The following is a 16,105-nucleotide window of genomic DNA, read 5'->3' on the forward strand; positions in this document are numbered from 1 at the left end:
TTGCCTGATCGGGTATAACCGCCACGCTCCCAGAGGTGTGATGCGGCCATGAGAAATTTTCTGCGCGCTTTGAAACTCGCCCTTCCTTATCGCGGCAGGCTGGTGCTTTCGCTCGTCTGCGCCTTGTGTGCCGCCTTGCTGTGGGGGCTGAACTTCACGGCCGTCTATCCGGTCATGAAGGTGCTTGGCAGCAACATGAATCTGCAACAGTGGGTTGATGTTCGCATCGAACTCATCGAGCGGGACATCACCGAAAAAGACCGCGAAACGGACGAATTGAAGGCCCGGCAAACGGTGGTGGAGGGGTTTGGGCACGGCGAGGCCAGGGACAACGAACTGCACCGGCTCACCGACCGGCTCGACCGGGCCGAGAAACATCTTTCCGAATCCCGTTCCCGCCAGTGGCGTTACCAGCAATTGAAGCATCACGTCGTCCGGCACCTGCCGACGGGCCGGTTCAACACGCTGGCCCTGATTCTGTTGGTCGTGGTGATCGGGGTGGCCGTGAAGGGTGTGTTCGAGTTTTGCCAGGAATATCTCGTGGGCACCGTCACCAACCGGACCATCCTCGACTTCCGAAACGAGTTCTTCCGCAAGGCGATCCATCAGGACATGCGCCAAGTGCAGGAAGGCGGATCGGCCGATTTGATGTCCCGCTTCACCAACGACATGGAAATGACCGGCAACGGCATGAAGATCCTTTTCGGCCGGGTGGTGGCCGAGCCGTTGCGCGCCCTCGCGTGCATCTCCATTGCTTGCTGGATTAGCTGGCAGCTTACCCTGTTGTTCCTGTTTATTGTTCCGGCGGCCGTCATCATCATGACGATGGCCAGCAAGAAGATGAAAAAGGCCTCCCGCAAACTCCTCGACAAAATGGGGAATATCTACCGCATCCTCCAGGAAACTTTCCAAGGTTTGCGGATCGTCAAGGCGTTCACGATGGAACCCTACGAGCGACGGCGCTTCCACGATGCCGCCAAGGATTATGCGGAAAAGAACATGCGGGTGGTTCGCATCGACGCCCTGACCGGCCCGATGGTGGAAGTGACCGGTGTGTTTGCCGTTTGCGTGGCGCTGCTCGCCGGGGCCTATCTCGTGTTGAGCGGCGAGAAGCGTCTGTTCGGCATCCAGCTCACCGCCAACGTGATGGAAACAGAAACACTGTTGTGGCTGTACGCCCAACTCATCGGCATGGCCGATCCGGTGCGGAAGCTTTCCAGCGTGTACACGAAACTGCAATCGGCCGCCGCCGCGTGCGACCGGATTTACGGCGTCATGGATCGGGTGCCGCAGGTGCAATCCAATGCGGAGGGCATCAACCTCGAACGGCACTCCAAGGAAATTGAATTCCAGAACGTGTGCTTCTCGTACACGCCGGAAAAGCAGGTGTTGACCAACATTTGCCTGCGGGTGAAGGCCGGGGAGACCATCGCCATCGTCGGGGCCAACGGCAGCGGCAAATCCACTCTCCTAAACCTTCTGCCGCGCTTTTATGATCCCGACCACGGGTCGATCCTGATTGATGGCATCGACATTCGCAAGGCCCAATTGCGGAGCCTCCGGAAACAGATTGCCCTCGTCTCGCAAGACCCGATTTTGTTTGACGACACAATCGGCCGGAACATCAAGTACGGGAATCGCCGGGCCACCGCCGAACAAATTGAGGCGGCCGCGAAAAAGGCTTTTGCCCACGATTTCATCATGTCCAAGGGGGGATACGACGCGAAGATCGGCGACCTCGGCGGCGCCCTCTCCGGCGGGGAGAAGCAGCGGATCGCCCTCGCGCGGGCCATCCTGCGTGATCCGAGCATTCTGGTGCTGGACGAGTTCAGCAGCGCCATCGATCCCGTGTCGGACCGGCTGATTCATGATGCGCTGCAGGAATTCAAGAAGGGGCGAACGACCTTCTTCATCACCCACAAGATGCACACGGTTCAAATGGCCGACCGCATCGTGGTGCTGGACAGCCACGAACTGGTGGCCGTCGGCCTGCACCGGGATTTGGTCGGAACCTGTGCCGTTTACCGCGAACTGTACGAAGCCCAGATTCACCCGAAGTCCGAGGCGGCATGAACAACCTCATCGAACTCGAAGCCCAAGACGCCGAAGCCGGAACGCAGCAACATCAAGACAGGAATCGCGGCGGGTTTGGCTCGCCGCGTTCGCGGGCGGTTCTCTTGCCTTGTTTCTTCCTGTTGGTGCTGTGTCTCCTGCTGTTCGCCAATGGGTTGATGTCTCGAAGCCTCTGGGCCAGCCACGAGGCCCGCGCGGCCCAGAACGCCCAGACGATGCTGGACACGGGCGACTGGCTGCTTCCGCGACTCTTCGACGGAACCGCCGAACTTCAAAAGCCGGCCGGGTTCTATTGGCTGGTGGCGGTTGTCGGGGGGGGTCGCGGCCATGTGGATGAAATCGCCGTCCGGTTTCCGGCCATTTTCGCCGGTGCCTTCACGGTCATGGCGGTTTGGTGGTGGCTTCGCCAGCAAGGTCGCCCGGTGGCCGGGTTGGTGGCCGGGGCGTGTCTGGCCTCGGCCGTCCATTTCACCGGCACTGCCCGCATCGGCCGGATCGACATTCCCCTGACGGCCGCCGTCACCGGCATGTTGCTCACGCTGCATCAGCCCGTTGGCAAGCGTCGATGGGTGCAAATCCTCGTTCCGGCCTTGTTCGGCACCTTCGCTCTGTTGTTGAAGGGGCCGATTGGCCTGGTGTTGGTCTCGGGCGTCTGGCTCTTGCATTGCTTCGCCCAATCAGGTGAGGCCGAATCCGCCCCGCCACGACGATTCCAAGATCGGATGAAACAGGTTTTCTCACCTAATCACCTAATCACCTTGTCGCCTTGTTTTCTGGCGATCCTGTTCGCCGCTCCTTGGTTCATCGCCGTTCATCGGGCGACCGATGGCGAATTCTCGCGGGTCTTCTTCTGGTATCACCACATCAACCGGGCGTTTGGCGGGGCCGAGGCTCTTGGCTCGCATCCGTGGTGGTTCTACCTGCCCCGGCTGGCGCTGGACTTCCTGCCGTGGACGCCGCTGGCGTTGGTGGCGTTGTGGAAGTTGCCCCGGCGCGATGCCGCCGCCCGGTTCGGGCTGGACTGGCTGGTGGTGATGGTGATTGTCCTCAGTGCTTCCCGGTTCAAGCGGGCCGATTATCTTCTTCCGGCTTATCCGGGGCTGGCTATTGTCGTCGGTTGTTGGGCCGAGGGGTGGTATGCCTCGCGGACCTTGAACGGACAGCGGCTCTGGCGAACCGCGTTTTTCGGTATGCTGGTGCTGATGCCGGTGGGATGGTTCGGGTTCGACCATTATGTGACCGCCAAGGAACAAGCCTCGCGGGAAACGGAACCATTTGCCCGGCAAGTGCGGGAATTGTCCCCGGCTCCGGCGCCGGTGGTGATGTTCCGGGTCGAGAATCATTTGCTTGCCTACCAGTTGGGGCGGCCCGTCCGTACCCTGACCGGGTGGGGGGATTTGCTGGCCGAATGGCGGCATGATCCGGTGCTGGTCGTCGTGGTCCGCGAGGACGAGGCGGCGACCTTGCGGGAACATTTGCCGTTCCCGACTGAAACGGTCGCCGACAGCCGGGCCGGTTCTCCCGCCGGGTCGTATCGCCCGATGGTCCTGATTCGCCGAACCCCGTGACCACGCATGGCTGACACCGTCGAAGGGCTGACCGTCATCTTCCCCATGGCCCCCTCGGCCACGAACCTCGCGGACTCCCTGAGTCCGTGGCTCGGCGTTCTCAACAACACCGGCCGGCCGTATGAGGTGCTCCTCGTCGCCGATGGCATCACGGACGACTTGCGGGCGATCATCGAGAAAATCACCTCCAAGCATCCCCGTGTGAAACTACTGGCGCTGGAAAAGCCGACCGGCTTCGGAGCCTGTATCCGTCTGGGGATTGCCGAGGCCAGCCAACCGCTGGTCTTCTATTCGGCCCTTGGGGGCGGTTGGAATCCCGCCGACTTGCCCCGGATGCTCAAGTCGATTGGCTTCAAAGACGAATACACCGGCCGGGTGGTGGAACTTGTGAACGGCCATCGGCGCGGCCTTCCCGAACCAAGCGGGCGAAAGAGGCGTCGCCGGGTGTTTGGCTTCCTTTTCCGAGTCTTGTATGGCATGTGGCCCGAACCTCACAAAGGTTACCTCGGACGGGCCGAGAGCCGCTATTGGTACCGGGCGAGGCTGCAATTCGGCCTGCGGATCGGGGACCCGAACAGCCGGTTCAAATTGTTCCATCGCAGGGTTCTTGAGCGAATCGTGATCCAATCGGACGGCGAATTCGTCCACACGGAGTTACTGGCAAAGGCCAATTTTCTCGACACGATGATGGATGAAATCGTTTTGGCCGACAAATGCGTCCCCGGCGAACTCCCGGACATGAGCGAAGATCGGAAGAAAGTCTTTTCCAATCCAAAGTTTACGACGCCAACGACAACCCAAGCCGCCCCTCCGGCATCGCCAGAAATGACGACGGCCTGAGCAAAAAAACTGGACACATTGGACACACAAAAAAGAAAAGAAAAGGCCCCTGGTATCTGCTAAAGGATAAGTGGCGGGAAAATGCGCAGGTTTTGGCGAGCCGAACTTCGTGAGTTTTTATCTTGGCGAGCCGAGCAGCGTAAGCTGCCGGGTGGCTTCCGGCGGGAAAAACGCTTGAGCCACGGGTCGGAGTCAGGCAGATTTGGGTTGGAGTGTCAGCCCGCCGGGAGCCACCCGGCAGCTTACGCTGCTCGGCTCGCCAAGATAAAAACTCACGAAGTTCGGCTCGCCAAGGCCTAAACTCCGACAAACCGGCGGTTGTTCGGCTCGCCAAGAACTAAAATCGCAGATTGCCGAAAACCGAAGCATGGATTGCAACATCCTAAGACAACTGTTGGCGGCGCGGGAATTGCACTGATCTCGCTGGCGATTGATTCGGCATGATGGAATGCCGTATTGCCTAGAAAACGTGAAGAAAGTGCTGCAATAGTAGGCAGCTAACATGATTTCTCTCTCCAATAGTCCCGTGAAGTCTGATTTGCTCGCCGGATACCCCTTGGGATTGGCGTTCGACGAGATGTTTGAACGCGACCACACGGTTCGGCCGCATTATGAGCCGCTTTTCCGCAAGCTCGCTTCCTTGAGTCCGGAGGAGTTTCGCCGTCGCAAGGGGATGACCGATCTCTCCATGCTGCAAGATGGCGTGGGCTTCACGGTCTACCGGCAGGAAGAGGGCATCGAGCGGATCTGGCCGATGGACCCGATCCCGCGGATCATTCCCGCCAAGGAATGGGCTCATATTGAACGCGGGCTGGTGCAACGACTTGAAGCCCTGAACCTCTTCCTCAAGGACATTTATAACGACCAAAAGATTCTCCGGGACAAGCTGATCGACCCCCGGCTGATCTTCGAGGGAACGTATTTCCGGCGAGAGTTCGTCGGGGCGAAGGTTCCCAGGGATATTTACATCCATGTGTGCGGGTCGGACCTGATTCGGGCGGCCGACGGCACCTATTGCGTGTTGGAAGACAACGGCCGGACGCCCTCTGGCGTGAGCTACATGCTCACCAACAGACAAGTGTTGAAGCGAGTGTTTCCGCAATTGTTCGAGGGATATGATGTCCGCACCACCGACGATTACCCGGCCGCCCTGCTCGACGTGCTTCGATACATTTCTCCGGTACGTCACGCGGACACAACTTGCGTATTGCTTAGTCCCGGCATCTTCAACTCGGCGTACTTCGAGCATAGTTTTCTTGCCCAGCGGATGGGCATCGAACTGGTGGAAGGGCGCGATCTGGTGATCGACAACAACCGGGTGTTCATGCGAACGACCCGGGGGCTCACCCGCGTGGACGTGATCTACCGCCGGATCGACGATGACTTCATCGACCCGGTCACTTTCCGTTCCGAAAGCATCCTCGGCGTGCCGGGTCTGGTGAACGCTTACCGGGCCGGGAATATCGCGCTGGCCAACGGCATCGGCACCGGCATCGCGGACGACAAGGGGATTTATCCCTTCGTCCCGGACATGATCAAGTATTATCTCAAGCAAGACCCGATCTTGCCGAATGTGGAAACCTATCGGCCGCTTGTTCCCTCGCAACGCGACCACGTCCTCAAGAATCTTGACAAACTTGTCGTGAAGTGCGTCAACGAGTCCGGCGGTTATGGCATGTTGATCGGGCCGCATTCCACCGCCGCCCAGCGGGAGGAATTCCGGGCCGCGATTCTGGCCAACCCGCGAGACTACATCGCCCAGCCGACGATCCAGCTTTCCACGCACCCGACGTTCGTGGACGGCAAGATCGAAGGCCGGCACGTCGATCTCCGGCCGTTCATCCTGTGCGGCGAAAAGATCACCATCGTGCCCGGCGCCCTCACCCGCGTGGCCCTGCCGAAGGGGTCGCTGGTGGTGAACTCCTCGCAAGGGGGCGGAAGCAAGGACACTTGGGTGCTGGCCGAGGAATAACGGCGTCACGCCGTTTCCCCGGCCGCAGGCACCCCGCGAAAAATCCAGATACCTCTCTACCGGAAATTGTCGCCGTATGTTGAGCCGCGTTGCCGATGCCTTGTTCTGGATGAGCCGTTACATCGAACGGTCGGAGCATGTCGCGCGCATGCTCGATGTCAGCTTTAACCTGGAACTCGACCTGAGCGCTGTCGTTCCCGGAAGCTATGACCTGCACTGGATGGGCTTGCTCAACGCCATGCAGCAACCGGCGAGCGTGGTCGAACGTTATCCGGACTCAAGCCGGCGCGATGCCCTGATGCAGTGGTTCACCTTCGACGGGAACAATCCCCACAGCATCAGCTCTTGCGTGACCCGGTCGCGGGCGAACGCCCGCGGCGTGCGGGGAAGCATCCCCAACGAGGTATGGAAGGAACTGAACAAGCTCTACTGGCAGTTGCGGGACGAGGACTTCAAGAAACGGGCCACCGAGTCGCCGAGCGAATATTACGGGGCGGTCGAGGAGGGAAGCCATGCGGTGCAGGGCATGTGCGACGCCCTGATGGCCCACGACGAGGGCTGGCAGTTCATCCAGCTTGGCAAGTTTCTGGAACGCTTCTTCATCACCGTGCGGTTTGTGGATGTCCACAACGAACTGTTGCGAGAACTGACCGACCCGGCCGATTTGCCGCTGGCGAATTTGCACTGGGCCGGCGTGTTGCGGTGTTGCGCCGGGTATCATGCCTACCAGCGAATGCACGTCGGCCGGGTGGAACCGGGCCGGGTGCTGGATCTGTTGTTGTTGAATCCCGGCGTGCCCCGCTCCGCGAGGTTCTGCCTGGAGGCCGCGTTGAAATCCCTCGCCGATATGTACGGCGAAGGGTTGTCGAGACGCCGGACGGAAAGCAAGTGCGAGCGGTTGCTCGGCAAGGCCCTCAGCGACCTGCGCTACGCGGACCTCAACGCCCTCGCCGCCACCACCGACGGCCTCCATATTTTCCTGACCGATCTGCTTGACCGATGCACCGAGGCCAGCCTCGCGTTGCAGGAGATGTACTCTGTTTGAAAGGATGAGGGATGAGGGATGAAGGATGAAAGGAAGAACAAACCTGATTGATGGCGTCGTGGCTCGCCTCGTATCCGGGTTTTTCCTTTCATCCTTCATCCTTCATCCCTCATCCTTGCGAAGCGCCCTTGTCCCCGAAGCTCTCACGATCAACCCCCGGCGGGCGGAGATCAGATGATCCTTGAAATTCAGCATGAAACCCGGGTGGAATACCCGTCGGCCGTGTCGGAAGCGTTCACCGAACTTCGCATGGAGCCGACGAGCGACGCCCATCAGAGTTGCCGGTCGTTCCACTTGCGAATCAGCCCGAACGTCGAGACGCACCGTTATCAGGACGGGTTCGGCAACCGGGTGCATCACATCAACATCCTGCCGCCGCATCAGGTGGTCACCATCCTCTCGGCCAGCGTGGTGGAGACGCATCCTCGCGGCATCGACCTCGCCAGTTGCCCGGCCAGGTTCCCTTTGTCCGAGGACGAATTGCCGCTGGAGGCGATCGCGTTTTCCTCCTTCCACGGCCCGGTCCGGCCGACGGATTTGCTCAAGCCCGCCCTGAACGAACTGGCGCCGAAAGAAGGCGACAATCTCGGCGAACTGGTGGCGACGATCTCCGCTTACATCAAAACGAAATACAAATACGCCCCGGCGGTGACGGCCGCCAGTTCCCCGATTGACGACGTGCTGACGCACGGCATGGGCGTCTGCCAGGACTTCGCCCACCTGATGATCGCCATCCTGCGGTCCTTCGGCCTCCCCGCCCGCTATGTCAGCGGCTATATCCACCGGCCGGGGAAGGAATCGCAGAGCCATGCGTGGGTGGAAATCTGGCTGCCGACGCTCGGCTGGGTGGGCGTGGACCCGACCAACAACACCATCGTGAACGATCACTTCGTCCGCGTGGCCATCGGCCGGGACTTCACGGACGTGCCGCCGAACAAGGGAATTTACCGGGGCGGGGCGAACCAGAAGATATCCGTGCGGGTGGAAAGCCGCCAGCTTGACCGCGCCCCGCCGCTGGCCTGGCACGAACAACTGGCCCCCCTGAAAGTCCCCCTGCGGGCGCTGGTCTCCCGCGAGGGGATCTACGCCCCGTCCAATGTGCTGGAGATGGAGCAGCAGCAACAACAGCAACTCGACTTCCAGCATCAGAACCAGATGGATGTGCGGCAGCAACAACAGCAACAACAGCAACAGCAGTAATGGCGAGGCTTTCAAAGTCATTCATCCAAAGTCCGTCAACAGAAGGAGCCGGGTCGAATGACCCGGCTCCTTCTGTTGCACGGACTTTATTGAGGCCCCGCCCCTTCCGACGATGTCATAAAACTCGGCAAATTCGGAGATGCGCGGGTGCATCACAAACTGATGCCCGGAGAAAAGTGCATCAGTCGAACTTGGCGATCAAGGTTCTATTTGCCCGGAGCCGGGGCGACGGCCTTCTCCTGTGTCACAGTGCCATTGGATTTAGTATCGCCGACCAGCTTGGGCTCGCCAGTCGCTGTTGGCATTGTCACAGTCGCTTTTTCACTGCAACCAATGGCGCCTGCCATCACCGCCGCGAACATCGTAAACACAAAGACATTCTTCATGTAAGCTTTCAATTAAAAAAGGCGACAGAAACACATGCGAACATTTCGCATGTTGAACAAAAGCCCGAATGCGACAAAACGACCGGGAGTTTCCGGCTGTCAAAAAGCCGATCAACGGGGGATATCCCCCATTGATGTTCCGGCCGGAATGAGGCTATTTTTTTGTACGTTCGTTCAACGAAATGGATAACGCGACTTGTCAATCATCAGCAAACGGTCCGTCGTCGCGTCAACACGAAATCTGGAAGTTGAAAGATTCGTTTCATTGCGGAATTTGACAAAGAACGTTGAATTCGTGAAACCTAAACTTCGCGTTGACTCGGTTTGACCAACATTTAATTAAAGGTAAATGTTTCTCCCTTGGAGATGGTCGAGGCGGCGCGGAACACAGAAGCATTCGCGGAAGGGGCCAGGCTGCGAACAGAACCATCGCAGAATGCGAAGTTAATGACGTTGGTATGCTTGCTTCCGAACGTGTATTGCGTCGGAGAATCCGTGAGGCCCGTGAATGAAGGCAGCATAAATCCGCTGGCCCAAGTGGGAACGAAAGAGCGCGACGTCTTGGAGCCGCCCAGCGATTCGCCGTACGCAACGGTGTTGCTCGTGCCGTCCGTGATCGATGCGATTGTCGTCTTGGTGTTGATGGCAAACGCGCCAACTTCGGTGGCATAATTGGGCATGTTGGCCACATAGCCCGCGCTGGCGGCGTAGTTCGTCGGTCCAAAACCGGTGCCGGATCCAAAAGTGCTCCAGCCCGAAAGTCCGCCTTGGGCGTAAGCGATCAAGTACAGCTCGCCGGCCTGACCGGTGGCCAGGTTGTCCGACGGGCAGAGCAACGTCGAGACTTTCGCTTGGGCCGTGCTGGGAACATACTGCCAAACGGCCGTGGGGGGCGAGGCAAAACAACCCGTTTGAAAACCGTTATAGATGGCTTGTTGTTCCAAATAGGGCATCAAGAAGGGCAACGCGCCAATCATTCCGCTTCCGCTGTCACCCGCAAATGATGTGTTGGGTGCGGGCCATGCGTTGGCCGCGCTGTTCCACTGTCCCGGAGGAAAGTAAGACACGGTGGATTCATGATTGTGGATGGCCAGGCCAATCTGCTTGAGATTGTTTTGGCATTTCATCCGGTTCGCCGCCTCGCGAATCTTCTGGACGGCGGGCAGCAATAGACCGATCAAGATGGCGATAATGGCAATCACCACCAGCAATTCAATGAGCGTAAAACCCCGACGAGGGGTGGTGCGAAAACAAATCATGAAAAGATCATCCTTTGGATCGAAATCCGCAACCAAGGATCGCGGACAAAAATGAGAAAGAAAAGCAAGAAAAGAAAGGCTGGTTTCACAAAATGCACACCACGCGCCATCAGGGGATTTTTTTGAGGATTTGTTGGAACTCCCCGTGTTTTATGAGGGTTTTATGTGAAAAATAAAAGATGGCATATCGTTCTCTGACAATGGAAATGCAATAATATCGGGCGGAGATGCTGCTTTTGTTATCACAAATAAATGCTTGTGCGTGCTGTTCTCAAGATAAAGACCCTTGACAAGAGGTCATGTATGGCGGAACAGACGATCAGTTGATAATTAATAATTTTTTTGATTAGATGATGTCAGGAAGTGATTGGTTTTGGGGCATGCAAGGCAACACAATTCGCCTGACTCGACAGATTTGGCGGTCGGTGGCCGATTGATGTGAGAATGATTTTGATGTTTGACGTGAAAAATGCTCATGTCACGGGGCGAGTCGGTTCTGTCGGCCGGATGTTCACTTCCCCTTTGTCGGCGCCAGTCGCACCGAATTCAATTTCCCGTCAATGAGAGGCACCAATTCCGGCGGCAGCGGGGCGTATTTCAATTCGCGGGCGTAAGATTGCCCCTCGTGGGTCGCCCATCTCAGCAAATCGATCAGTTCCCGTCCTGAGGCGTTTCCGGTCTGGTCGACGAACAACACCGCCCATGCGGTTCCGGCGATCGGGTAGGATTCTTCCCCCGGCGCGTCCGTGAGGCTGTAGCGAAGATCGGCCGGGATCTTTGTCAGCGACGAGGAACAGGCCGCCGTCACGCTCTCCAGCGACGGATTCACAAAACTTCCCTCGCGATTCTTCACCTTCCCATATCGCAGATTGTTCTGCATGGCATAAGTGAGTTCCACATACCCCAGCGAGCCGATGTTCCGGCTGATGACCCCGGTGATGCCGTTGTTTCCCTTGGCCTCCTGGCCGACGGGAAAGCGGACCTCGGTGCCGACGCCGTGTTTGTCCCGCCATTCGGCGCTCACCTTGGCGAGATAGTCGGTCCAGATGTGCGTGGTTCCGCTGGAGTCGGATCTGCGAACCACTTGGATCGGCATGTCGGGGAGTTTCACGCCGGGGTTGTTGGCCACGATGGCGGGGTCGTTCCAGCGGGTGATCTTGCCGAGATAAATGTCCGCGAGAATCGGGCCGGTGAACATCAATTGTTCGTCGACGCCCGGCAGGTTGTACGCGGGAACGACCGCCCCCATCACCAGCGGGATGTGAATCACCGCTCCCCCGGATTTGCCGACCGCCGCGAGTTGGCCGTCGGTCATCGGGGCGTCGGTGCAGCCGAACAGGAAGACGCGATCCGTCATTCCCGTGACCCCTTTGCCGGAGCCGACGGGCTGATAATCAATGCGAACCCCTCGCGACTTTTCATAGACGCCCGTCCACCGGGAGAGGACGGGATTCACAAAGGTCGATCCCCCCGCGTTTAGAATGACGCCCGCAAACGGGCCGGCCTGCGGCTGGGGCGTTATCGGGGTGTCCGGCGCCAGGCCGGGTTCGCCCTTGGTCGTCGGAGCCGGGTTGTGGTGATTTTGGGATTGTTGCCAGATCACGAACATGCACATCAGAATGGCGGCTGTGGCCAGGCTGAGTAACAGCCATGATGTCTGTTTGGCGGGCGGGATCGCGGCGGTGGCCGGGGCCGTCTTGGCGCCGGTTCCAGGGGAGGGGGTGGCCAGATAATCGGAGGCGGCCGTCGCTTGTTCCACGGGTTCGGCCCAACGACGGGGAGCGACCTGGCGCTCCGTCTCCATCGAGGACAACGGCTTGGGGGTGACAAACTGGCCCGAGGATTCGTCCCTGGGCGAAAGCCCCAATTTGTAATAGGACGCGGCCACACCCGGCATTTCGTTGGCGGCGGGGGGAGGAACGGGACTGGCCGTCCACGGGGTCAGGGCCGCGATCACTTCCCCGGCCGTCTGATAACGGTCGTCCGGGTCTTTGTCGATCATGCGGTCGATGATTTGCGAGATTTCAGCCGGCAGTCGCGGACACAGTTCGCTGATCGGCTCCGGGGCGCATGTTTGGTGCAGAAAGAGCTTTTGAACAGCCGTTCCCTCGGGAAACGGAACACGGCCGGTCAGCAGGAAATAGAAAGTGCAGCCGAGTGAATAGATGTCCGACCGGGCGTCCGCCGGGGAACGGCCGTTGGCCTGTTCGGGGGCCATGAAGTCGGCCGTACCGATCACCATGTGCTGGTCAAAGCGGTCGGTGATGGACTCGTTCCGGGCGGTGTCCTTGGAGAATCTTGCCAATCCAAGGTCCAGCAACTTCACCGCGCCGGACCGGTCCAGCAGAATGTTGCCGGGTTTCACGTCCCGGTGGATCAGCCCGGCCGTGTGGGCCTGGGCCAGACCGGCGGCCACCTGCCGGATGTAATTCGCCGCCCGGTCGGCCGGGAGGGCGCCCGCGCGGGCGACCACGTCGTGGAGGTTGGAGCCGTCCACGTATTCCAGCACCATGAACGGATTCGACCCGATGCGGTCAATGTCGAACACGCGGACAATGTTCGGGTGATCCAGCGCGGCGACGGCCCGCCCCTCCCGATAGAACCGCTCGACCGCCGAGGCCGAGGAGGAAGATTCCCCGGTCTGCAACATCTTGATCGCCACGAGACGGGTGAGAAGCAGATGCTCGCACAGGAACACCTTGCCCATGCCCCCGGCCCCGATCAGGCCGAGCATTTTGTACTTGCCGTTGATGAAAAACTCGTCGAAATGGCCCTTGAACAACTGCCGGGATTGATAGGGAGTGAGCAGGCCGTCCCGGACAAGGCGCTCGGCGGCGGCCTCGTCCGACGCGGCCGAATCCCCGGAAGCGGGGCCGCCAAAGTAGGGGGCCAGCGCCTGGGCGGAGAGCAGGCCGCTTCGTTCGATGAGGGAACGGAGGGACATCAGGGACGGAATTTCCGCCATTGTGCAACGGCATCCGGGAGAGTCCGCGAAATCGCGGCAATCGGGTTATCCTAATACGCGAACACATAAACTACCCGTTGAATGAGATAAAGAAATGATGAAGTTCTAATTTTCTGAAGCCGTGCTTCGGAACACCGGCGGCCTCGGCCCGCGGCCGCAATGTGTCAGACGGCGGCATGCCCGTCGGTTGATCTGTCGGCGCAGGCTGGCATGGCCAAACACATAGAAGCCGCCGGAATTAGACGGAATTGATTCCGTCCAAGACTCGCACGTCCCCTTCGCGATTTCCGAGTGGAGGCGTCAAAGGCTGGCCAGGCCAACTGGCGAGTTTGATGTTTGACACCAACCAAGGTGACGGTTACGCTGACGGCTGTTCAGCCATCGCCTAAACCAGCCGACGGCGACCGAAATAGGCCAACTGGTGGGTTGGGGTGCGTATCCCGGCGAGTTGGTCTAATCACTGTTCGGCAGCGAGGAGGACGATTGAATGCCGTTGAAACTTCATGGCAATGATGGGGTTGAAGTCGCCATCCCTGATGGCTGGCTTGGCTTACAAGGGAATGATGGCCACATGGTGCCAATACCTCCAGACGGCCTCGGTTTGCAAGGCAACGACGGCCGCATGGTCGCCATCCCCAAGGGATCGCTGGGATTGCAGGGCGACGACGGTCGCATGGTCGCGATACCTAGCGGCTCACTCGGTTTGCAGGGCAACGACGGTCGGATGGTGTCGATCGCGGCCGGCTGGCTAGGTTTGCAGGGCAGCGATGGCCGCATGGTGCCTATCCCCCCTGGAAAGGTTGGCGTGCAGAACACCGCAGGCAGGATGGAACCCAAGTAGGCCGAACTAGGCACTGTAGCAGACGGCGGGGGCACGTAGGTATTCCCAGGGCCATTGCTTCAGCAACCGCTGCTGAGCTCGGTCGTTCGGCAAGAGAAGAGGATTCGCAGATGTCTCGATCCGGCGGCACGCAACTATACTGCCCCACTTGCAAGGACATCCGCACCTGCAAAGTCGCAGAGTATCACGATGCGAAAGACTATACTGGCGACTATGGCCAGCGGTGGCAACGCACAGATCATCCCGACATCTGCTGGTTCCGCCGAGTTCGCCATTGCCTTGTGTGTGAAGAACGATTCACGACTGCGGAGATTACTGAAGGTTTGCTTGCGGAGTTAGTGATCCTTCGGGATCGGGTCGAGTCTTTCAGGAAAACGATTGATACTCACAAAGCGGCAGCGAAGTCCGCGAGTAATGCCCTCGAGCAGTTGACCACAGCCCTCGATGCCATTGGAGGTTCAAAGCCGGATAAGACTGGTGTGTAGAGGTTCGCGCCGAACCAAACGTTGCAGGTGACCGGGGACCTCGGCCGTCGTGAGATTGGTTTGAGCCGCCGCGCCCCGGCGACTCAGTTTTGGCGTTCGGCATTGGAAGACTGAGACGCGGAGGGCATCGTGTGGATCATCGACTGTGCCCACTGCGGCAAGGCGTTGACTGTGGATCGGTTCGAGCCGTGGTTCTTGCGCTGGCTGGGTGGCCTCCGCTCGGCCGGATCGATCCCAACGGCTGCCCGTCAGGTCCGAGAGCGAACTGATATGGGGTGGGTGGCGGCGGCCGAACTGTTGGCCCATGCCTGCCCAATGGCTGCGACGTGTCATGCGTGCGGCATGCGGCTGACCACTTCAGGTGCGTGCGTGTGTCCGGCGTGTCGGGCGGTCAATTTGGCGTGGGTGGTGGAGGCCGAACAAGGCGTTGCAGCCGACCGGGGACTTCAGCCGTCGTAACATGGGTTTGGGCCGCTGTGCCCCGGCGGCTGAGTTTGGGGGTTCGGCGGCAGAGGAGAGGCTTGTGTCTTTTGCTCGTGGGCTGTTCCTCACTCACCCCGGTGATAACCGCGGCCCTGTAATCCTGCGCGTGCGTCAACTCCTCGGGGTGTCGCTTGCCGAGGCGAAGAACCTGGTAGACTCTGGCATGGCTCTCCTCCATGAAGGCCACGCCGATCAGACGGACGATCTCTTCAAGGAGTTCCGCCGACTCGGATGTTCTCTTGAGGTTCGACTCCTTGGGCTGGACCGAGCACCAGCGGGGAGAGTTACGGAGACCGAGTATCATGTCTACAGCGCCGTGTGCCGCACCCCCTTATTTCGATGGGACGCCGGCGTGACCACCTTCGCGGATCTCACGATAACGGATCGAGACACCCAAAGCGCCGGGGACCGAAATGGCCCCCTTCGCTCGCGCTGGCAAAGCCAGCCCGATCTCATGGAGGACTTTCTTCGGAAGAATGCGGAGGCGGTGCGTCTGGAGAAACACTTTGAGGTTGTGAATGGCTACCAGCTCTACTCCGAGCGGCTGCTCGCCGATCCGCTCGAACATGGGGGTGTGTTTGGCCTGTCGCGCGTGGGATTTGCATCAGATCGGAGCGTGGCGCTGGTGTACCTGAGTTACTACGGCGGGCCATTGTGTGGTTGGGGAGGTTTCCTTCTGTTTGAGGCAATGTCCACGGGTTGGGAACTCGGGGAAACTTGTAGTCTGTGGGTATCGTAGCGAGGAGGACGCCGAACAAAGCGTTGCAGGTGACCGGAGACCTCAGTCGTCGTAATGTGGCGCCAGCCATCTTGGCCCCGGCCCCTGAATTCTGGCGTTTGGCAAAGGAGGCGCACCGATGGTCGAAGCCCTCATCGAGCGGTTCCGAGAGCGCATCCGCCGCGAGCCAACGGCCGACTATGAGCAGGCGCCGCCCATCCGTCCCCGCCCGCCGGTCACGACGGCGGCACTCGTCGCAGCCGAGGCCAA

Annotated in this window: 12 protein-coding genes; 9 read left to right on the forward strand and 3 right to left on the reverse strand. The window is 59.6% G+C overall.

Features of this window, described 5'->3' with window-relative positions:
• Positions 1-48: 48 nt before the first annotated feature.
• The 6 genes from BGIM_RS0126170 (at position 49) to BGIM_RS52460 (ending at position 8,698) form a co-directional block, all read left to right on the forward strand.
• Entirely contained in the window at positions 49-2,073 is a 2,025-nt protein-coding gene (locus tag BGIM_RS0126170; RefSeq protein ID WP_020472666.1) for an ABC transporter ATP-binding protein, read from the forward strand.
• Positions 2,070-3,641, forward strand: a complete 1,572-nt coding sequence (locus tag BGIM_RS0126175) for an ArnT family glycosyltransferase (protein ID WP_020472667.1) — start codon at positions 2,070-2,072, stop codon at positions 3,639-3,641. Before BGIM_RS0126170 ends, BGIM_RS0126175 begins: the two co-directional genes overlap by 4 nt.
• A gap of 6 nt (positions 3,642-3,647) precedes the next feature.
• Positions 3,648-4,481 (forward strand): glycosyltransferase, encoded by an 834-nt coding sequence (locus BGIM_RS0126180; protein ID WP_020472668.1) that lies wholly within the window; start codon positions 3,648-3,650, stop codon positions 4,479-4,481.
• A gap of 502 nt (positions 4,482-4,983) precedes the next feature.
• Positions 4,984-6,453: a circularly permuted type 2 ATP-grasp protein gene (locus BGIM_RS0126185; protein WP_020472669.1), complete on the forward strand. Its 1,470-nt coding sequence runs from the start codon at positions 4,984-4,986 to the stop codon at positions 6,451-6,453.
• Positions 6,454-6,529: 76 nt separating this feature from the next.
• A complete protein-coding gene (locus BGIM_RS0126190) occupies positions 6,530-7,498 on the forward strand; it encodes an alpha-E domain-containing protein (protein WP_020472670.1) in 969 nt (322 codons plus the stop codon).
• Positions 7,499-7,672: 174 nt separating this feature from the next.
• Entirely contained in the window at positions 7,673-8,698 is a 1,026-nt protein-coding gene (locus tag BGIM_RS52460; RefSeq protein WP_020472671.1) for a transglutaminase family protein, read from the forward strand.
• Between the two features lie 206 nt (positions 8,699-8,904).
• Here the strand turns inward: BGIM_RS52460 and BGIM_RS0126205 are convergent, their stop codons facing one another.
• From BGIM_RS0126205 to pstS, 3 genes are all read right to left on the reverse strand, one after another.
• Positions 8,905-9,084 (reverse strand): hypothetical protein, encoded by a 180-nt coding sequence (locus BGIM_RS0126205; RefSeq protein ID WP_020472673.1) that lies wholly within the window; start codon positions 9,082-9,084, stop codon positions 8,905-8,907.
• Between the two features lie 335 nt (positions 9,085-9,419).
• Positions 9,420-10,343: a DUF1559 domain-containing protein gene (locus BGIM_RS52465; protein ID WP_020472674.1), complete on the reverse strand. Its 924-nt coding sequence runs from the start codon at positions 10,341-10,343 to the stop codon at positions 9,420-9,422.
• A gap of 511 nt (positions 10,344-10,854) precedes the next feature.
• A complete protein-coding gene (gene pstS, locus BGIM_RS61545; protein ID WP_162136291.1) occupies positions 10,855-13,287 on the reverse strand; it encodes a phosphate ABC transporter substrate-binding protein PstS in 2,433 nt (810 codons plus the stop codon).
• Between the two features lie 508 nt (positions 13,288-13,795).
• On the opposite strand from pstS, the gene BGIM_RS0126225 reads away from it, so the two are divergent.
• The 3 genes from BGIM_RS0126225 to BGIM_RS52480 all read left to right on the forward strand — a co-directional run bounded on the left by BGIM_RS0126225 (position 13,796) and on the right by BGIM_RS52480 (position 15,856).
• Positions 13,796-14,149: a hypothetical protein gene (locus BGIM_RS0126225; protein WP_020472677.1), complete on the forward strand. Its 354-nt coding sequence runs from the start codon at positions 13,796-13,798 to the stop codon at positions 14,147-14,149.
• Positions 14,150-14,763: 614 nt separating this feature from the next.
• A complete protein-coding gene (locus BGIM_RS52475) occupies positions 14,764-15,093 on the forward strand; it encodes a hypothetical protein (protein WP_020472679.1) in 330 nt (109 codons plus the stop codon).
• A 64-nt stretch (positions 15,094-15,157) separates the two neighbouring features.
• Positions 15,158-15,856, forward strand: a complete 699-nt coding sequence (locus BGIM_RS52480; RefSeq protein ID WP_157369434.1) for a ribosomal protein L7/L12 — start codon at positions 15,158-15,160, stop codon at positions 15,854-15,856.
• Positions 15,857-16,105 lie beyond the last annotated feature (249 nt).

The organism is Zavarzinella formosa DSM 19928, from assembly GCF_000255705.1.
Classification (GTDB): domain Bacteria; phylum Planctomycetota; class Planctomycetia; order Gemmatales; family Gemmataceae; genus Zavarzinella; species Zavarzinella formosa.